Below are 19,902 nucleotides of genomic sequence, written 5' to 3'. Positions count from 1 at the left end.
GTCGTGTCCGCCCCGGTTGAGCAGCCTTGGGGCATGCGGGAATTCGTCATCCGGCTGGCCGCGGGACATCAGCTGATCGTGACCGGCCCCGCCTGAGAGGCGCGCTGCACCACGACGTCACCGGATGCGGTCTGCGCATGCACGATGAGCGTCTCGTCGCCCGCCGCCGGGCCGTCCGACTGCGTCAGCGCGTTGCGGACCTCACCCGATCGGGTGTGCACGTCGAGTTTGGCCGCGGTGCCTTCGGCGATCCCGACGACGACGTCGCCGCTGGCGGTTTGCGCCGAAACGCCGCCGCTGACGGCGTGTGCGACATTGACGTCCCCGGACGCGGTCTGCGGGCTGAGTTGTCCGCGCAGTAGCGTGACCGCCAGCGATCCGCTGGCTGCGCGGAACTTCATGTCGCCGTCGAGTCTCCCGATCACGGCGTCGCCGGACGCCGTCGACACCGATACCGACCCGGTGACGTCGGCCGCTGTGACGCTGCCGGACGCGCTGTCCGCCTTGAGATTTCCCAGCACCGTGCCGACCTCGACGTCCCCGCTCGCGGACGCGAACTTGCAGTCGGCATACGCGCCGTCGGCCGTGATGTCCGCCGCCGCCACCGCCGCATTGAGCCGCGAACCGGACGGCAACGCGATGTCGACGATCACCGCGCCCCTGCGCGGGAACGAGAATCCGCGCCGACTCGACACCAGCAGGGCGCCGTTGGTGAAGTCGACGCGCACCTGTTCGGCGGCCTTGACGTCGTGACTGCGCGATTCGTCACGGGGTCGCACCTCGACAACCGTGTCGTCGCGCTCACTGGCGACCAGGTGCACCGACCCGGCCGAGATCTCCACCGTCGCGGTGATCGGTTGTGGGGTTTCGAATTTCGGCATAGCTCCTCCTGATCGGTGGTGTTGGATCAGCGGACCCAGCCGCTGAAGTGCTTACCGGACTCGCCGCGCGGCCGTCGTGGTCCGCCGAGGGCGGCGGTGACGGCACGAACGAGCCACGCGTTGACCGACAGCCCGTCGCCGCGCGCGGCCGTGTCGACGCGGGTTCGCAAGTGCTCCGGCAGCCGCAGCGTCACCCGCCACGTGCCGCCGTCGTCGTCGGATTCCGGCACCACGACCGCAGGCGTCTCCTGAACCGTGCCCGACGACACCGTGAACTCCGGGTCGCGTCCACGCAACCGGACATCGACCGACCCCGGCGCCAGTTCGCGGGTGATCTGCTCGGCCGCCTCGGACAACGCCTCCAGCAGGGCCAGCCGGATGGCCGACTCCAGCGGTGCGGTCAGCCGCTCGGCGAGCGCTTCGGCATCCGGTCCCCCTACGGCGGCCGCCACCGACAACTCGTGGCGTACGCCGTCCACGTACGGCTGAAGATCCATGACGTCATGGTGACATCATTTTGACGTCACATCAAGTGTCAGTCTGACGCAGAGGTGGCTTTCAGCTGCTCCAGCAAGCCGTACAGGTCGAGTTGGCCGCGGTGGGCGACCAGCATGTCGCCCTGGAAGCGGTCGATGTGAATGCCCGCGACCGACACCTTGACCCCGGTCGGCGCGATCCCGCGGAACTCTTCGGTGTGCGTGCCGGTGAACCGGAATCGCGATATGCCGTGGGAGCCGTCGACGAGCACTTCTTCGATGGCGTGATGGCCATCCGGGAATGCGCGGGTGAACTCTTCCAGATCGGCGCGCCACGCCTGCCAACTCGACGGCTCCGAGCTATCCACCTCAACCACCAACCGGGGCGACACCAACGCCTCGACCGTCGACCAGTCGCGCCTGTCGACCGCTGCGTACAGGCACTGCACGAGTTCCCGAACCGCCTCATCTGACGAATTAGCCACGAAGCCAACGATATTTACCCGCGCACCTTGGCGATGACCGTTTCGGCGAACCGCTCGATGGGTTCGCGATAGCGCTCCACACCTCCGGCGGGCAGTTCCGCGCCCATCCACGGCGCAGCCATCACCGCGGTGATGCCTGCGTCTTCGGCGCGTTTGTACAGATCGGGCGTCGGCGGTTCCAGCCGCCGCGTCACCGCCGCCATCGCGCCGATCAGCACCCAGCTGTCCGGCCACGGCGTTTCGGGTGCCCACCCAGGCCGCCCCGTCGGCGAATCGGGATGAGGCGAGGACAGCTGGCGGGGATATATCAAGTGGTCAGAGCAGATCAGCCCGTCGTAGCCGGCCTCGTCGAACATCCGCACCACCCGAGAATCTCCGTCGTCTGCATGAACGGGGTGCCGCTCCAAAACTGCATCTTGTTTCTTCAACCCGAAATTCGGGCAGCTTCAATGGATGCCCGCACTGTTGTGGTTTCGACGCGATCTGCGGCTGTCCGATCTGCCCGCGCTGCTCGACGCCGCGGCCGTCGACGGCGAGGTGCTGGCCTGCTACGTGCTGGATCCACGGCTCGAGGCGTCGTCCGGCCCGCGCCGCTTGCAGTACCTGTACGACGCGCTGCGCGACATTCGGGACCGCCTCGACGGCAGACTGCTGGTCACCCGCGGCCGCCCCGAACAACGAATTCCTCAGCTGGCCAACGAGATCGGCGCAACGTCGGCACATGTGTCGGCGGAGTACACACCGTTCGGCCGACGCCGCGACGACGCGGTCCGCGACGCGCTTGGCGATATCGCGTTGGAGGAGTCGGGTTCGCCGTACCTCGTGTCGCCGGGGCGGGTGACCAAGGGCGACGGCTCGCCGTACCGGGTCTTCAGCCCGTTCTACGAGGCCTGGCGGCGACACGGTTGGCGCAAGCCCGCCAACTCCGGTGCCGACTCCGCGCGTTGGATCGACCCGACCGACGTGGCCGGCGGCGTCGACATCCCCGATCCAGGGACGACGTTGGACCTGCCCGCCGGCGAGACGGCGGCCCGCGCACAGTGGGCGAAATTCGTTGCGGGCGCGTTGAATACCTACGCCGAGGACCGCAACCGGCCCGACCTCGACGGCACCAGCCGGATGTCGGCACACCTGAAGTTCGGCACCATCCACCCCCGCACCATGGTCGTCGATCTGGGTCGCGGCAAGGGCGCACAGGCCTACCTTCGCGAATTGGCGTTCCGTGACTTCTACGCCACCGTGCTTGGCGAACGGCCCGACAGCGCGTGGTGGAACTGGAACAAGGCGTTCGACCGCATCGAAGTCGACGAGGACAACACGCTGTTCACCGCGTGGAAAGAAGGCAGGACGGGCTATCCGATCGTCGACGCCGGTATGCGCCAGCTGGCCGCGACGGGATGGATGCACAACCGGGTGCGCATGATCGTGGCGTCGTTTCTGGTCAAGGATCTGCACCTGCCCTGGCAATGGGGCGCCCGGTGGTTTCTCGAGCAGTTGGTCGACGGCGACATGGCCAACAACCAACACGGGTGGCAATGGGCGGCAGGCTGCGGCACCGACGCCGCGCCGTACTTCCGGGTCTTCAATCCGACGACGCAGGCAGCCAAGTTCGACCCGGAGGGTGCCTACGTTCGACGGTGGGTGCCTGAGATCGACGACGGCGACTACCCCGACCCGATCGTCGATCACGCCGCCGAACGCAAGGAGGCGCTGCGGCGCTACAGCCAGGTCGGATAGTCACCCGAGCCCTGTGCCAGAATGTCTGCAGATTCGCCCAAGACCGTGAGGAGCAACCGTGGCCAGCACCGAGGTGGACCGACACACCGGCGTCGACGTCGAAGATGTGCCCTCCGCGGAGTGGGGCTGGTCGAAGGAGAACCACAAGGCCATCCAGATCGGTGGGCTGTTGTCGGCCGTGTTCATGCTGGCGATGCTGCGCGGCAATCATGTCGGCCACGTCGAGGACGGGTTCCTCATCGGGTTTGCGATCCTGATTCTCGTCGTGGTCGCACGTGACTGGTGGCTGCGCCGCCGGGGCTGGATCCGGTAGAGCTACCTCAGACGGAGTGCAGCGCGCGGACTGATTTCGTCTCGACCCGAAACAGCTCCTCGGTCGCGCCGCCGTCCGTGGCGACAAGGCCCGCGGCCAGCAGCGCATGCGATTTGAAGGCCCGTGCGGCCGTGCTGACCCGGTGCATCACCGCGTCCGCCGCCCTGCCCAATTCGGTCGGCCACCGCGCACCCCACACGATCACCTCGGTGTCTCCCCGCTTCAACACGCGGCTCACCTCGGCGCGCACACCCGGGTCGGCGGCCAGCAGGTCGGCGCTGACGGCCAGCGTCCCGCCGGCCGCCGTCGACAGAACACCGTCGGTCCACTCGAGTGCCGTGGCTCCGAGGATCGTCAGGCATCGGGTGTCCCCCGTCGCCACCATCACGTTGACATCCCATCCGGCGCGCGCGCGGTCGCACAACCATCCGCCCGCGGACTGGAGCACGTCTTGGGCGGTGTTGGCGACGACGTCGAGTTGATACCGCAGCACCCTGCCACCCGCGGTGGTCTTGCCGTCAGCGATGTAGGAGCGGGTTGCCATCCGTAGAGCGTGACAGTTTTGCCATGATCTGTAAAGGTTCGATTTTGCAGCGCGAACGGGGCCCGTTCAGCTGGCGCGCGAATGGGACGCGGGCGGGTGGCTGAGTTCGGCGGCGACGTCACGGTGGCTTGTCAGCTGGAGGAACTTCGTCATCGCCCGCGTCGCAAGGGAATCCGGAATCCGCGCTGCCAGCCGCAGCACGGGTTCACTCTGCGGCTGCTGACGCGACGTCACCCAGGACACCGCATTGAGTGGGCGCCGCCGGGTCCGCTCATACCACCGCAATGCGCGACACAAATCGTCCCTGCGGGTGGTCGACAGCGCCTTGCGCAACACCATCGTGTCGAGCAGCGCCTGATTGGTGCCCTGCGCGAGGATGGGCGGCATCGTGTGCGCCGCGTCGCCGAGCAGCGTCACAGCCCCGCGACGCGTCGGACGCGGTATCCGGTGCCGGAAATGGGGGAAGGGGGAATCGGCGAGGTCATCGTCGGTCAACGTGGCGAGTACCCGGTCGACGGCATCGGACCATCCGCCGAAGTTCGCGCGAATCATCTCGATGGGGCGGGCCGGTCTGACGAAATCCCGCGACCAGGGCATCTCGAACCACCACTGCACATCCGAGCCGCCCGCCGGCCACAGGCCGACGTTGCCGCACGCGCCGATCATCTGCACGGCGACGTCCTGTTCGACCACGCCCGGCAGCGTGCTCATCCCCTGCCAGCTGCACCAGCCGGTCGGCTTCGCAGTTCGCGCACCGATGACGTCCCGCACCATCGAATGCAGCCCGTCGGCGCCGATCACCAGATCCGCGTCGGCCCTGCCGCCGTCCTCGAAGCGCACCTGCACCCCGGCGGCGTGGTCCAGCACTTCGACGACTCGGGCATTGCAGCGGATGCGGTCGCCGGGAAAGCCGTCCAGCAGGCGGTCGAGCAGCACGCGCCGGGGCACCTGCCGGACGGCCCCGCCGAGCCGATCCGCCACCGACGCCAGGTCGATGGTCATCACGCTCCGACCGGTCGATGTGGCGATCTCAGCCGACGACAGCCGCTGACCAACCCCGTCCATGTCGACGCCGAGCTGTGCGAGCACCGTCGACCCGGTGGGCCAGATCGTCACCGAGCCGCCGCCGGGCCGCATGTCTTTGCGCCGTTCGACGACGGTGACGTCGTGCCCGTCGCTCAACAGTGCTCGCGCGACGGAAACACCGCCGACGCCTGCGCCGACGACCAGGACCCGAAGCGGCGTGGGCGAAACCATTGCGTCTCCTTGTGATTCATGCGGCAGCGGTCGACCATTTCCGGCCCACCCAGCTCAGCAGCCGCGGGTAGATGATCAGGTACCGAAATGGCGCGATCGCTGCGAGATAAGCGCGGCCGAGAAATCCGTTGGGCTTGACCAACATCGCGATCTGACCGCGGTAGTCCCCCGGCCCGCGCTGTGTCCAGCCGACGTGGACGACGCCGTGCACGGTTTTGTTGATCAGCTCGGCCGCCCATTCGCTGTCCGTCTGGTACAGCGGCACGAAACCCATCGGCAGGGTCACTGCCTGCGGATCGGCGGCCAACTCCGCGGGCAGCCGTCGACGCAGACTCGGCCTGCCGCTGCCGTCGAGCTTGCCGTCCCAGCCGAACATTCGGCCGACAGCCTCGCGTATCGCGAACAGTGCGCCGACCAGTGAACCCGGTCTGCGGGCCTCGTCGAAGCCGGTCAAGATCCGAACCAATCGCGGGAAGTCGTCATGGCCGCCAGGCGTTGGCAGGGCCCACACCCCCTCGAATCGAAAATCCCGTGTGAAGTCGTGGATCAGCCAATGGTGCGAAAAGTGGTCGCTGTCAGGAAGTTTCATGGGGTCAGCTCACTCATCGCGCAGCGCTGTCGCGGGCGCCGCCTGAGTGTTCTTCCAGGCGGGTACGACCGCCGCGACGACTGCGGCGGCCGCGGCGAACACGGAATACTTGATCGCTTCCGGCCACGGAAAGCTCAACGGGCTCAATGAACCCACGACGACGACGGCCGCCCGCCGCACCGCCTCGGTGATGGCGACGGAGAGCACCGCACCGAAGCCGGCACCTACCGCGCCAGCGACAATCGCTTCGACAGTGGTGATGGCGAAGACCTTCGATTTGGTCGCGCCAAGCGCTTGGATGAGGGCCATTTCACGCTGCCTGCGCAGTCCGACGAGCAGCAGCGTGGCCGACACCGAGATGAACGCGATGGCGAGAAGCCCGTACTCGAGCGCATTCAGCGGCACCAGGAAATTGTTGGCGCCGTCGGCGATCTCATCGCGGTAGCCGGCCGAATTCACCACTTTGACAGGCTGATTGAAGGCAGCGGAGTGGATCTCGTCGGCGATCTGCTGGACCGGGACGCCGTTGTCCGGCACGACGCGAACCAGGCCCGCCGGGTGCGAGCCGTAGATCTCCTGCGCGGTCGCGAACGGCATATAGATGCGCCGACCACCCAGTTCGGGGGTGGCGACGATGGAGCCGACGACCATGGTGTGCGCACTGGTTCCCGTCCCGAGACGCATCGAGTCACCTACGCGAAGGTGTTCGTCGCGGGCGAGGGTGCTGCCCACGATGAGCTCGTCGGCGTGCATCGCGTCTTGCTGAGGCTTTCCCGCCACCGTGGGGAACGGCAGCGCCGGATCATCTTCGGCGCGCACATACGCCGATGCTCCGTCGGCCAGCGATACCTGGATCTCCTCCATCCGCTCGACATGCCCGACTCCCGGCAGTGAAGCCAGTTTGGTGATCGTCTCCGGGGAGAACCCCGAGTCCAGTCCCTGCCAATTGTTGAATCGGGAGGTGGTGGCGACCAGCCGACCGGTGGCCTGCGACTTGGCGAGGACCTCGGAGCTGCTGCTGATTCCGACGAGAAACGAGGACAGTACCGACGCGACCACGACCGGCACGGCGACCGCGCCGGCCATCGCCGTCGTGCGTGACGCATCAGCGCGAAGGCCGGTGAGCGCCACCCGCAGCGTGGCGCCCCCCGCCCGGTTCTGCGGCACGCGCAGCAGGGTTATCAGCTGGGCGCTCAAATACGCTGCAGCCGAGAGTAATCCGACGATGGCCAAGACGACCGCGGCGCTGGCGACGCCAGCCTGCCATTGCTGCAGGCCACCCGACCGCGTCGTGATCTCGGTAGCGGCGACTCCGGCGCCCCCGACGATCAGCAGTCCCGCCGCCTTGGGCCAGATGCTGCGGGAGTCCATGTTCAGCTGCGGCGCACGACCGGAAAGTTCAGACGCGATCGCGGTTTTCAACACCGACAGGCCGGGTAGGGTGGCGGCAAGGACGGCCAACAGCACGCCCATCGCCACCCCGACCGCGGGGATCCACGGGTGGATCACCACCGACACGTTCACCCCGAGGAAGACCTGCGTCAGTGCGCTGGCATGCGCGACGACGGGATAGGCGATGCCGATGCCTGCGAGCACCCCGACAGCCGACCCGAGCGCCCCGAGCAGGGCGGCTTCGGCGAGGAATCCCGTCACCGTGGCCAGCGGCGAGGCGCCGAGCGCCGCGGCCACTGCGACCTCATGCCGGCGCTCCTCGACCGAAAGCCGGGTGATCTGCGCGATCAGGATGACGCCCACTCCCACCGCGATCAGCGCGAAGATCGCCAGCAACGGAAGCAGCGCGGCGTTCACGTCGATTCCGGCGTCGGGGTCGCTTCGGGTGAGCACGCTGTAACCCGGTCCCAGCGCGGTGCGAATCTGCGCCTGAATCTGTGCTGCCTTCGAATCGTCGACCAGGGTGACATAGAGCAGATCGACCCGGTCGCCCCTGGCGAATTGTGCTTTCGCGGCGCTCAGCGGTAGCACCACCGCGAGACCGTTGTTGACGGTGTCGAGTTGAGAAGTGTGCAGTACACCGGTCAGCCGCAGCTGGCCCTGGTCGGTCACCAATGTCGTCGGGTGATCGGCCGCTGTCGCGAATGTCGTCGAGGTGGCGGGCACCGGCGGTTCTGATCGGCCGGGCGGACAGACGGCGGGGTCGATGATCCACCGTGCGGTGCAGTCGATTCCGAGGGTCAGCACGTAGTCGTCGCGGTTCCCGGTCCGCGCCAGCGTCACCGCGCGAATGACGGGAGCCGCCGCCGATACGCCGGGTATCCCGCGTACCTTCGCGATCGCCTGCGCGTCGATGCCGCCTTGCGCGGCGGCACCGACGACCCGCAGCGGGGCCGGCCCGGCGATCCGGTAGCCCACATCGTGGACGGCGTCGCTGACGCTGGTGGCCTCGATCATCACGGCGACGACGACGGCCACACCGCCGCCCAGCGACACGGCGGCCAACAGCGCGCGAAAGCTGTGTCGGCGCAGCGCCCGCAGATTGATGATCCGAAGGACGCTCAGCGCCGCAGCCAGCTGTCGACCCGCCACGCTAGGGCCCGATCCGCTCGGTCACCACGATCGGGGCGCCGTTGCGCGACGCGATATCGCTTTCGATGCGACCGTCCCGAAACGAGATGAGCCGGGGCGCCTTCTCGGCAATCGACAGGTCGTGGGTGACCAGAATGATGGTCTGCCCCTCGCGGTTCAACTGCTCGAGAACCTCGATGACGTTTTGTCCGTTTCGGGTGTCCAGGTTCCCTGTGGGCTCGTCGGCGAGGATGACGTCGGGCTTGGAGAACAACGCCCGCGCGATCGCCACCCGCTGCTGCTCCCCTCCGGACAGCTCGGCGGGCACCCGTTTCGCCTTGCCTGCCAACCCGAATTGATCCAGCAGTTCGATCGCACGCCGGTGTTGCGCGGACCCGGAGCGGCCGGTGAGCAGACCGCTCAGCATCACGTTCTCGGCAACGGACAGACCTGCAAGAAGGTTGAACGACTGAAAGACGTATCCGAGCTTGGTGCCCCGCAGGCGGGCCAGCTGCCGTCGCGAAAGCTGGCTCACACTGCGCCCGTTCACCAGAACGTCGCCGCTGGACGGTGGTTCGAGCAGGCCGAGGATGCTGAGCAGAGTCGACTTCCCCGACCCGGACGGGCCGATCAACACCACGAACTCCCCCGGGAGAATCTGCAGGTCGATGCCTTTGAGGATCTGTGTCTCGGTGTCGCTGCGGCCGAACGACTTTCGCAGGTCGCGTACCTCGATGACAGCACCTGCAGATACGCCGTTTCCGTTTGGTCCCGGCGGCGAGGTGCCTGTTGGAGTGGATAGCGTCACAAGAACCTCAGAACCGGTACGTGGTGGCACCGACCTGCAGGCCCGAACCGACTGTCACGATCAGGCCGATGTCGCCCGGTTCCGCCAGGCCCTCGCGCACCGCACGCTCGATGCCCTGGGGCACCGATGACGTGAAAGGATCGCCCTCACCGTCGAATTCAACGAACCGCGCGCTGTCGATGCCGATGCGGTGGGCCAGCTCCGTGCGGTCGTCGACCGGCAGGAACGGCGGAACCACCACCTTGATATCCGAGCGGTCCAGGTTCTCCAGCTCCAGCAGTTCTTCGACGGCGGCGGGCACCAGGTCCAAATAGTGGGTAGCGAGTTTGGGTTCGCGGTCGATCTGCAGCCAGGTTCGGCCGCCGGCCTGCCGGGTGTACGTGGTCAGCGCGTCGGCGTGTTCGGGATCGTAACGGAACACGAATCTGCCGAACCCGACCGCATCGTCGCTCCTGCTGAGCACAACGGCGGATCCGGTCTGTTGGACGCCAAGCAGTTGGTGTTCACCGTCTGCGGCGTTGTTCTCCGTCTCCGAGGTCACCACCATCGCGTTCTCGACTTTCCCTCCGCCGACCATCTGAGCGGCGACCTGGCAGGCGTTGAGGAAACCGACTGCACCGTTGAACACGTCGAAAGCCAGAGTCTTTGCGCCTTCGGCGGATTGGATGTCGTCATTGGCGCCGATGTCGCCGGCGATGAACGTAGCGATCGCCGGTTCGCCGATGAACTCGTCCCGGTACACCCCGGCGTGTATCAGCAGGCCGAGCTGTGCCGGCTCGAGTCGGGCGTTCTCGAGGCACGACTTGGCGGCGTGTACGGCGTTCGCCACCGATCCAGTTTCCGCCGTGTCGGCGGGAACCCTGCCCACACCTGCGATCCGCACCCGTGGCGTCGCGGGAAGATCCGCATTTCGTGGTGCCGTAACACTTTGTGTCCTACGGCTTTTGCGGCCTTGGCGCAGCCGGTCGGGTAGATCGTCAAATGTGTACAGTGCCGCGCCGACAGTCTGCCCGGATCCGCTGATACCGAACACCGTGCGATCTCCTGATTGGATGCGGTTGTTGAGGATGTGATCTTTCAGCGCCACCCAGTGCGATGTGCTTGCGGTATTGCCCCGCTCAGCCAGGTTGAAGATCGTGTTACCCGGATGGGCGGCGCTCTTCCCGAACTCCCGGTTGATCGCGAGCATCGCATCCCTGAGCGACGATTCAGATGTCTGGTGGATCAGCAGGTGGTCGGCACTCTGCGGCCGCCACCCATGCCGCCGCATCACCTCGGCGACGTACGGTACCGCCGCCTTGACCGCGACGACGGTCGCCGCGATGGAATCGGTGACCATCACCGCGCCGCCGTGCAGCCCCTCGCTGGGTTTGGCCACGCACAGCCTGCTGTACGCGCCCAGCGTGGCCATGTCGATGTCGTGAAAACCGATGCGGTCGTTGGCGCTGCGCTCCAAGATCACCGCGGCACCGGCGTCGCCGAGGGTCAGGCATGCCAGCCGCGGGTCCATCGGGCCTTCGATCTCCTTCTGCGCCGTCTCGGCAAGATGGCTGATGTACTCGCCGCTGACCACCATCGCGCGCCGGATCTGACCGGTCTTCAGGTAGGCGTCGGCGACGGTGATGCCGGTCCACATCCCGGCACAGGCGTTGCTGATGTCGAAGGCAAGCGCGTTGGTCAGGCCGCAGCGGTCTCGCAGTCGCACTGCGATTCCCGGCTCGAACACGGCCCGGAATTCCGGTCCGTCGTGTCGAGAGGTGTTGCACGCGATGATCAGATCGATGTCCTCCGGTTCGTGGCTCGAACGCGCCAGGCAGTCGTCGATCGCCTGCCGGGCAAGGTCGCTCGCGTATTCGCCCGGCCCGACGACGCGCCTGTTCAGGATGCCGGTCAGGCGCCCGAGCGGGATCCCGACCTCTGCCGTGCATCCGGCGACAACTGCCTCTGTGGAGACGATTTCGGCGGGTAGGTACGTGCCGATGCTCTCGATCACCGTGCTGCCGCCCAGCGTCGTGACCGGCTCTGCGGCGGCTTCTGCGGCGGCTTCGTCTGAGCCGCCGCCGTGTTGGGCGGCAAGTTCGGCGATCGTGCCGCACACGAACACCGCTTCCGGCGTCAACGGGATGCCTGCCGCCTTGGCCTTGACGGTGACCTCCATGCTGTGGGTCGAGCATCCGCCGAGCGCGAAGAAATCGTCGTGTATGCCAACGTTTTCCACGTCGAGCACCTCGGACCAGATTCCCGCCAGGATCGTCTCCGCGGGTGTACGTGGCGCGACGAACTCGCGGTCGGGGGTCGGCGCGGCGGCGGCCGCCGCCACCAAGGCGCGGCGATCCACTTTGCCGCCCGGCGTCTTTGGCAGCGCCTCGGTGTAGCAGAACACCGCAGGCACCATGGATGCGGGCAACTGGTCGCGCAGGAACAGGCGCATGTCAGTGGTGCTGGGTCGATCCTGGTCGCCCGCGACCAGATGTGCGATCAGCCGCGTGTTCCCACGGTCGTCAGGCCCGGCCACCACCGCGTTGTCCCGGATAGCGGGGTGCTTGGCCAGTGCGGCCTCGATCTCCCCCAATTCGATTCGTACGCCGCGGACCTTCACCTGGTCGTCGCGGCGTCCGACGTACTCGATGTTGCCGTCGGGCAGGTACCGCGCCAGGTCGCCGGTGCGGTACATCAGCTGACCGTCTCCTCCGGCGAACGGATCGGGCGAAAAGTTCGCGGTCGTCGCGTCGGGCCGGTTGAGATAGCCGCGCCCGACGCCGGCGCCGCCGATGTAGAGCTCGCCGATGACGCCGACGGGCACCGGTTGCCGTTGTGCGTCAAGGAGATAAACGTGCACGTTGGCGATTGGCTTGCCGATCGGGACCGATGGCCCCGCCGCGCCCCGCTTGCAGTGGTAATAGGTGGCCGTGACGGCCGCCTCGGCGGGACCGTATTCGTTCCACAACTCGGCGTTCACGGTGGCGTGGAATCGCTGCGTGAGCTCGTAGGGCACTATGTCGCCGCCGCACGACACGTGACGCAGCGCGACGCATTCTTTCGCCGCCGGTTGGGCGAGGAACGACCGCAACATAGTGGGTACGAAAAAGGCCGCGGTGATCTGCTTTTCAGCGATGCTGTTGGCGACGTACTCGACGTCTGTGTGTCCGTCGGGTTTTGCGATGACGATCTGCGCGCCCGCGATCAGAGGCCAGAAGATCTCCAACAACGACACGTCGAAGGCCACCGGCGTCTGGTGGAACACGCGGTCGCCGACGCCGAGCGGGTCGGCCTGCTGCATCCACAGCAGCCGATTCCGGATGCCGCCGTGGGTGATCAACGCACCCTTGGGCGTGCCGGTGGACCCCGATGTGTGAACGACGTAGGCCAGGTTGCGCCCCGTCACGCCAACCGAAGACGGGCTGGCCTGTTCGGACAGCGACGGTGACAGGGCGTCGAGGCATACCGGTTCACCGGTGAAGCCGGCCAGCCTGTCGAGATGGCGTTGCTGGGTGAGGCAGACGGGCGCACCCGGCGCACCCGACAGCATGGTCGCAATGCGATTCGCCGGCTGCGCCGGGTCGAGGGGCATGAACGCGCCACCGGCCTTGAGCGCGGCGAGCAGGGCGATGACGAGATCCTCCGAGCGGTCGACGAGGACCGGGACGAGGGTGTCCGGGCCGACGCCAAGGCTCTGCAGCCGGTGCGCCAGCGCGTCGGCGCGCCGGTCGAGTTCGCGGTAAGTCAGTTGACGGTCCTCGAACGACACCGCCACCGCAGCCGGATGGCGGTTGGCCGCTTGCGCGACCAACTCGTGTAGGCACTCAGGGGCATCGTAAGTGACTTGTGTCTGATTCCATGCCTGCTGGTCCCGCGACTCGGCGTCGGTGAGCAGTGGCAGCTCCGACAACCGCTTGTCGGGGTCGGCCACGACACCGCGCAGCAGTGTGGTGAAGTGTCCGGACATGCGCTCGATGGTGGCGTCGTCGAAGAGGTCGGTGTTGTACTGCAACGCGCCGATCAGGTGTCCGTCCAACTCGCCCATCATCATCATCAGATCGCTCAGCGCACCGCCCTGGCCGATCTGGATCGACGTCAGGCTCAGCGAATTCGCACCGGCGGATTGATCCGCACCCCGGAAACGACGGATCTGCTCCCACGCGAAGCTGACCTGAAACAGCGGTGCATGACTCGGATCCCGGACCGGGTGCAGCCGCTCCAACAGCAAGCTGAACGGATACTCCTGATGTTCCAGCGCGCCCAGCACCGTCTGCTTGATGCGGGCAAGAAGGGCGGCGAATGTCGGGTCGCCGCTCATATCGGCGCGCAAGACCAACGGGTTGGCAAGGTAGCCGACGAGTTCCTGGATCGCTGCGGATTCCCGGCAGGCGAACGGGGATCCGATCGGCAGGTCGGTTTGGCCGTTGTAGCGGTGCAGCAGAGTGGCGTACGCGGCGAGCAGGGTCATGTACGGCGTCGCTCCCGTGCGGCGGCCGATCTCCTTCACCGCGGCGGTGAGTTCGGCGTCGATCGTGAAATGGTGTACCGCGCCGCGATAGGTCTGCGCCTGCCGCCGCGGTCGGTCGGTCGGCAGGTTGGTGACCGGCAGTTCACCGGAAAGCTGCTCACGCCAATACTTCCAAAGGCGGTCCCCGTATTCACCTTCTAGCGCGCGGTTCTGCCTGCGGGCATGCTCGGCGTAACTCTGCGCACACGCGTCGGGTGCCTCTGCGCCGAACTGCGCGGCGTAGAGCAGGCGAAGCTCGTCGAGCAGGATATCGAGCGACCAGAAGTCGACTGCGATGTGATGGATGGCCAGGACCAGGATGTGGTCCTGCGGCCCTCGCCTGAGCAGGGTGAGCCGGAACACCGGCCCGGTTTCGAGGTCGAAGGGGCGGTATGCTTCCCGACGCAGCCAGTCTTGCAGCCCGTACTCGCCGGGGTCGAGGTCCTGTCGAGCCATCGTCAACCGCCAACGTGGGTGCACTCGCTGTACCGGTTGCCCGCCACGCACGCCATAAGTGGTGCGCAAGATGGCATTTCGATCGACCAGGGCCTGAGCGGCACGTTCCAGCGCAGCTACGTCAAGTCGGCCGCTGATCAGACCCGTATACGTGATGATGTGTGCGGGGCTGCCCGGCGAGAGGTTCTCGAGCAGCCACAACGAACGCTGCCCGAAAGACAGCGGATGCGTTGCCGCGGACGACTCGACACGTTCCCGCAACAACCGCGACAGCAGGGCCCGCTTTTCATCAGCGGACAGGTCCGCGATGTCGACGTCACGCCCGATAGTCTCTGTCATTATCAACCTCACCAACATTCAATATCTCGCGGAGTAGGGCATCGACGTCGTCGTCTGATACTTCTTCCACCTGCGTGAGCAAATCGCTCCACCGTGTATCGCTGAAATCCTCTGTCCCGGTTGTCAAGTCAGCGGTCGCCTGCCGTCGGCCCGCCTCGGGAAAAGCGGCGGCGAGCCAGTTGGCCAACCCGGCGATGCTTGGCCCGTCCAGCAGCGTGGCGAGAGGCACCACGACGCCGGTGTCGCACTCGACTTGTGCGCGCAGTTCCGCAGCGATCAGAGAGTCGATCCCGAAGCTGATCAGCGGCAGCTCGACGTCGAGGCGTGACGGCGCCGTATCGATTCTGGCCGCGACGTGGTCACGCAGGTATTCCGTCAGGAGTCGTTGGCGTTCACGCTCGTTGGCGCAGCCCAGTGCGGCGACCAGGCCGACTTCCGGCTCCGGGACCTCCACATCCGGTTGTTCGATTGTCGCGGTGGTCGCGTCGGTGCCGCCCAGCCAGAACCGTTGGCGCTGCCACGGGTAGGTCGGTGCAGCGACCGGTCGGCAGCCCGATGGGTGTAGCGGCTCCCAGGCCACCGAGTGTCCGGCGGTGTACAGGTTGGCAAGCGATGTCAGCATGGTCGCGCGTTCGGATTCGCCGAGGCGAACAGACGGCAGCGCGTCGCCGATCGACGGGTGCGGGCTGATCTCCACGAACGTGTCATGGCCGCGTTCGGCCAGCCCGCGGACGGCTGTCGAGATGCGCACGGGCGCACTGAGGTTCGCCATCCAATGGGTGTCGTCGCGCAGCTGACCGGCCAGTGCGTCTCCGGTCACGCTGGAGTACACAGGAACCTTCGCGGGCCGCACCGAAAGGTCGTCCAGTACCTCGTTGAGTTCAGCGCGCGCCGCCCGATCACTCGTGCGCCGGACAAGGCGCGTGCGCACGCAGATCAACCGGGCGGCGTCCTCCAGACTCAACACGCCTGCCGCGTGTGCCGCAGCTACCTCGCCCATGCTGTGACCGATCACCGCTGAGGGCTCGATCCCCCATGACCGCCACAGACCCGTCAGCGCCACCTGAAACGCGAAGACGGCCGCCCCGGCGGTATCCACGTCGTCGAGAAAGCCGTCGCGGCGATCGGCGAGCAGCTCGGTGAGCACGGAGCGCGTGAGGTGTGGCCGCAACGCGCGGTCAGCCGACGTCAGCGCATCTTTGAAGGCGGGCTCCTGCGCGTAGAGCTGCCTGCCCATGCCGCACCAGTGCGATCCCTCGCCGCTGAACACGAAGACCGCGTTCGGTCGCCGGTCCGGACGACGTCGCCCGGTCGACACACCGGCATGAGGTAGCCCGTTTCCGTACGCGGTCAGTGCTGCCAGCATTTCGTCGCGCGTCCCGCCGACCACAGCCAACCGGTGATCGTGGTGGGCGCGTCGAACGCCTGCGGTGTAGCAGAGGTCAGCGATCGGAGCTCCATCGGCGAGAGCCGTTGCGTACCGCTTCGCTAGTTCGACGAGGGCCTCGGGTGAGCGGGCGGACAGCGGCAGCACCTGGACGTGGTCATCCGTGCTGTCGTCGGCCGTGTTCGTCACTGAGAGCTGCGGCGCCTCGGCCAGCACGACGTGTGCATTGGTGCCACCGAAGCCGAACGCGCTGATGCCCGCGACTGCCCGGCCGCTGCCCTGCCACGGCGTGAGGCGCGCTGCAACCCGCAATTTCAGCCGGTCGAAGGGGATGTTCGGATTGGGCTGCGAGTAGTTCAGTGTCGGCGGAATTGTTCGATGCTGCAGGGCCAGAGCGACTTTGATGAATCCCGCAATGCCCGAGGCGGCCTCCAGGTGGCCGATGTTCGTCTTGACCGAGCCGATCATGCAGGGCTCGTCGGGTGCCCGGTCCTCGGCCAACACTGCGCCGAGGGCATCCGCCTCGACGGCGTCACCGACGAGGGTGCCCGTGCCCTGTGCCTCCACGTACTGCACCACGCTGGGCGACAGGCCTGCGCGTCGGTAGGCGTCGGCGAGGACGCTTTCCTGCGACTGCCCGCTGGGCGCCATCAAACCGTTCGTCCGCCCGTCCTGGTTGACCGCGCTACCGCGTATCACCGCGTAGATCGAATCTCCATCGGCCAGAGCGGAACTCAACCGCTTGAGGACGACGACGCCTGCGCCTTCGCCACGGACCCAGCCGTCGGCGCGGGAGTCGAACGTCTTACAGCGCCCGTCCGCCGCCAATACCCCGGCCTTCGACAAGCTGGCGTGCGGTTCACGCGTCAGCATGACGTTCACGCCGCAGGCGAGCGCGATAGTGGATTCGCCGTCGCGCAGACTGCGGCATGCGAGATGAACGGCGACCAGCGATGACGAACACGCGGTGTCGACCGACATACTCGGCCCGCGGAAGTCGAAGCTGTAGGAGAGTCGGTTGGCGGCGATGCTCATCGAGGTGCCGGTCCCGCTGTAGGCGTCAGTGAGATCCGGACGGAGCATCGACAGGTGCTGGTATTCGTTGGCGGAGATGCCGGTGAACACGCCGACGCGACTCCCTGCCAATTCGTCCGGCACCTGCCCGGCGTCCTCGAGCGCCTCCCATGCCACTTCCAGTAGCAGCCGCTGCTGCGGGTCCATGCGGGCGGCTTCCCGCGGCGAGATGCCGAAGAATGCGGCGTCGAACTGGTCGACCTGATCGAGGAAGCCGCCCCGGGTCTCAGCCGCGAGACCGGTTTCTTCCCAACGGCTTTCAGAGGCTTTCCCTACCGCGTCCACACCTTCGCACAGCATCCGCCAATACGCCGATGGCCCGTACGCTCCTGGGAAGCGGCAACCGATTCCGATGATCGCGATGGGTTCGTCGGCGTCGAAGGGGCGCGCAGGCTCGATGGGCGCCTGTTCGGCGCGCGGCGCATCGGATGCCAGGTGATCGGCGAGTGTCTCGATCGTCGGATAGGAGTAGGCCAGAGTCGGCGACAACTCGCGCCCGATCCATGTTTCCAGTGCCTTCATCAGTTGAATCGACCGCACCGAGTCGAGGCCGTACGCCGCGAATGGTTGGGTGATGTCGATCTCGGTCGGTGTGAGCCCGAAGTCCGCGGCGAGTTGCGTTACGAACCAGGCCTGGATCTCCTCGGCACTGCGCCCGGTCTGTTCGAGCGACTCAGCCGCTGGTGCCGTGACACTCGGGCGGTGACCGGGCTCCGGCGCCCGCCACGACGCGAAGGGCACGAGCCGGCCATCGACGAATTCCTGTTTGCAGGTGCTACGGCGAATCTTCCCGCTCGATGTGGTCGGGATCTTCAGCACGTCCACCAAAAGTACCGTGTGCGGCTGAATTTGATGCTCGGCGGTGATGGCGGTGCGGATCGCGGCGATCACCTTGTCGGTGTCGGCATCGGCGATCTGTTGGCGATCGACCTCCTGTACGACGACAAGCTGCTCGGGTCCCGACTCCGGAGCGACCGAGAACACGGCGCCGCGTCCGTTCATCAGGCCCGGATGTGTCTGCTGCACAGTGAGTTCGATGTCGGTGGGATGGTAGTTACGCCCCCGGATGATCACCACGTCTTTGAGCCGGCCTGTGACGAACAGCTCCGCATCGGCGGCGAGGAACCCCAGGTCTCCGGTGCGCAGATAAGGCCCGTCATCTGTGTCGGCCGTATGCGCTTTGAACGACTCCTCTGTCTCGGCGGCCTTGCCCCAGTAGCCGTATGCGACATTCGGCCCTGCGACCCAGATCTCCCCGACTTCGTCTGGGGCACAGCGGGTGCGGGTGACCGGGTCGACGACGATGATCTCTTGGCTTGCATCCGCGGGGCCACAACCCACGATCGACGTGGCGTTCACGTGATCGGATGGCACCGAAGTGATTCGGTTGTCCCGCAGCGCGGTTTTGTCGATGTGCCGAACGGTCGGTGCCGTGGCACGGTCTGATTCGCCGGACACCAGCAGGGTCGCCTCCGCCAGGCCGTAGACCGGGCAGAACGCCTGCTGCCGGAAACCCGCAGGGGCGAAGGCCTCCGCGAAGCGCTGCATGGTCGCCGCGCGGACCGGTTCCGCGCCACTGAGCGCGGCGGTCCAGTGGGACAGGTCGAGCTCGGCCCGCTCCTCGGCAGTGCTGCGTTCAACGCACAGGTCATAAGCGAAGTTGGGGGCCACGCTGACGTCGGCGCGATAGCGGGCGATCATCTCGAGCCAACGCATCGGGCGTTGGATGAACGCCGACGGCGGCATGAGGAAGCCGGTGCCCCCGGCGTAGAGGACTTCGAACGTTGCGCCGATGAGGCCCATGTCGTGATGCATTGGCAGCCAACTCACCAACCGCACATCGTCGCCGCGCACCAGTCTGTGCATGTCCTTGAGGTTGGCGAGCAGATTGCCGTGAGTCAGCTGGACACCCTTGGGTGTGCCCGTCGAGCCCGACGTGTACTGGATGAACGCCGTTGCCTGCGCGTCAATCTCAGGTAGGACCAGTTCCTCAGCGGTGCCGTATGTCACATCGGTGTCGACCGCGCACCATTGCAGAGAAGCGCCATCGGGCATTTCGTCGATGACGGGCTTCAGTTCACTTTGCACCTCCGCCGTCGTGAGCACGAAGCCGGCGTTGGCGTCAGCCATGATGGACGCGACCCGGGACATCAGCCGGCTGTGAATCGGCGGATGCAACGGTATCGCAACGGTTCCCGCGTAGAAGCAGCCGAAGATGGCGGCGATGAAGTCGAGGCCCGAGGGGCACAGAACCAGCGCAGTGCCGGTGACCGTATCGCGCTGCCGAAGCGCAGATCCGATCGCGCGCGCCCTGTCGTCGAGCTGGCGATACGTGATGTGCGCGGATTCGGATTCACCATCGCGGCTGTAAACGAACGCGGTCTTGTCGCCGTGGCGCCTTGCGGCGCGGGCCAGTACATCGGCCACAGAGTTTGGTGGGGTTTGCGATTCCTGCGCCTGCATGTCTCTCTCATTCGGGCCTGATGGTGGTGGATGACGAGCCGCTACCGCCTCACAGCGCTCCGTCTTCGGTTTGAATCCCACTGG

The 19,902-nt window shown here is 66.7% G+C and carries 13 protein-coding genes; 2 read left to right on the top strand and 11 right to left on the bottom strand.

Annotated elements, in window-relative coordinates:
- Positions 1 to 68: 68 nt before the first annotated feature.
- The 4 genes from C1A30_RS16970 to C1A30_RS16955 are packed head-to-tail and all read right to left on the bottom strand — an operon-like array spanning position 69 to position 2,198.
- The gene (locus C1A30_RS16970; RefSeq protein WP_101949364.1) at positions 69 to 881 is read right to left on the bottom strand and encodes a DUF4097 family beta strand repeat-containing protein; all 813 of its coding nucleotides are present in this window, start codon (positions 879 to 881) and stop codon (positions 69 to 71) included.
- A 26-nt stretch (positions 882 to 907) separates the two neighbouring features.
- The gene (locus C1A30_RS16965) at positions 908 to 1,378 is read right to left on the bottom strand and encodes a histidine kinase (protein ID WP_101949363.1); all 471 of its coding nucleotides are present in this window, start codon (positions 1,376 to 1,378) and stop codon (positions 908 to 910) included.
- A gap of 38 nt (positions 1,379 to 1,416) precedes the next feature.
- Positions 1,417 to 1,842: an ester cyclase gene (locus C1A30_RS16960; protein WP_101949362.1), complete on the bottom strand. Its 426-nt coding sequence runs from the start codon at positions 1,840 to 1,842 to the stop codon at positions 1,417 to 1,419.
- 14 nt (positions 1,843 to 1,856) lie between these two features.
- Entirely contained in the window at positions 1,857 to 2,198 is a 342-nt protein-coding gene (locus tag C1A30_RS16955) for a hypothetical protein (protein WP_369974130.1), read from the bottom strand.
- Between the two features lie 97 nt (positions 2,199 to 2,295).
- Here C1A30_RS16955 and C1A30_RS16950 point away from each other — a divergent pair, with 97 nt between their 5' ends.
- Both C1A30_RS16950 and C1A30_RS16945 read left to right on the top strand, forming a co-directional pair.
- Complete coding sequence (locus tag C1A30_RS16950) at positions 2,296 to 3,579, top strand: deoxyribodipyrimidine photo-lyase (RefSeq protein ID WP_101949361.1); 1,284 nt, start codon at positions 2,296 to 2,298, stop codon at positions 3,577 to 3,579.
- Positions 3,580 to 3,637: 58 nt separating this feature from the next.
- Entirely contained in the window at positions 3,638 to 3,892 is a 255-nt protein-coding gene (locus tag C1A30_RS16945) for a DUF2631 domain-containing protein (protein WP_101949360.1), read from the top strand.
- A gap of 7 nt (positions 3,893 to 3,899) precedes the next feature.
- Here C1A30_RS16945 and C1A30_RS16940 read toward each other — a convergent pair whose 3' ends face one another.
- From C1A30_RS16940 to C1A30_RS16910, 7 genes are all read right to left on the bottom strand, one after another.
- On the bottom strand, positions 3,900 to 4,436 hold the full coding sequence (locus C1A30_RS16940) for a hypothetical protein (protein ID WP_101949359.1): 537 nt from the start codon (positions 4,434 to 4,436) through the stop codon (positions 3,900 to 3,902).
- Between the two features lie 66 nt (positions 4,437 to 4,502).
- Positions 4,503 to 5,693 (bottom strand): NAD(P)/FAD-dependent oxidoreductase, encoded by a 1,191-nt coding sequence (locus C1A30_RS16935; RefSeq protein WP_101949358.1) that lies wholly within the window; start codon positions 5,691 to 5,693, stop codon positions 4,503 to 4,505.
- Between the two features lie 16 nt (positions 5,694 to 5,709).
- Positions 5,710 to 6,282 carry a DUF2867 domain-containing protein gene (locus C1A30_RS16930; RefSeq protein ID WP_101949357.1) on the bottom strand — a complete coding sequence of 191 codons (573 nt, stop codon included), beginning with the start codon at positions 6,280 to 6,282 and terminating at the stop codon, positions 5,710 to 5,712.
- 9 nt (positions 6,283 to 6,291) lie between these two features.
- The gene (locus C1A30_RS16925) at positions 6,292 to 8,826 is read right to left on the bottom strand and encodes an ABC transporter permease (protein WP_101949356.1); all 2,535 of its coding nucleotides are present in this window, start codon (positions 8,824 to 8,826) and stop codon (positions 6,292 to 6,294) included.
- Position 8,827: 1 nt separating this feature from the next.
- The gene (locus tag C1A30_RS16920; protein ID WP_101949355.1) at positions 8,828 to 9,613 is read right to left on the bottom strand and encodes an ABC transporter ATP-binding protein; all 786 of its coding nucleotides are present in this window, start codon (positions 9,611 to 9,613) and stop codon (positions 8,828 to 8,830) included.
- 7 nt (positions 9,614 to 9,620) lie between these two features.
- Positions 9,621 to 14,894, bottom strand: coding sequence for a non-ribosomal peptide synthetase (locus tag C1A30_RS16915; RefSeq protein WP_101949354.1), 5,274 nt, complete (start codon positions 14,892 to 14,894; stop codon positions 9,621 to 9,623).
- A complete protein-coding gene (locus C1A30_RS16910; protein ID WP_235009948.1) occupies positions 14,872 to 19,818 on the bottom strand; it encodes a type I polyketide synthase in 4,947 nt (1,648 codons plus the stop codon). Before C1A30_RS16910 ends, C1A30_RS16915 begins: the two co-directional genes overlap by 23 nt.
- Positions 19,819 to 19,902: the final 84 nt, after the last annotated feature.

Origin of the sequence: Mycobacterium sp. 3519A, from assembly GCF_900240945.1 — a bacterium.
Taxonomy (GTDB): Bacteria; Actinomycetota; Actinomycetes; order Mycobacteriales; family Mycobacteriaceae; genus Mycobacterium.
Note: the sequence above shows the minus strand (reverse complement) of the source record. Positions and strands in the feature narration are given on the sequence as shown.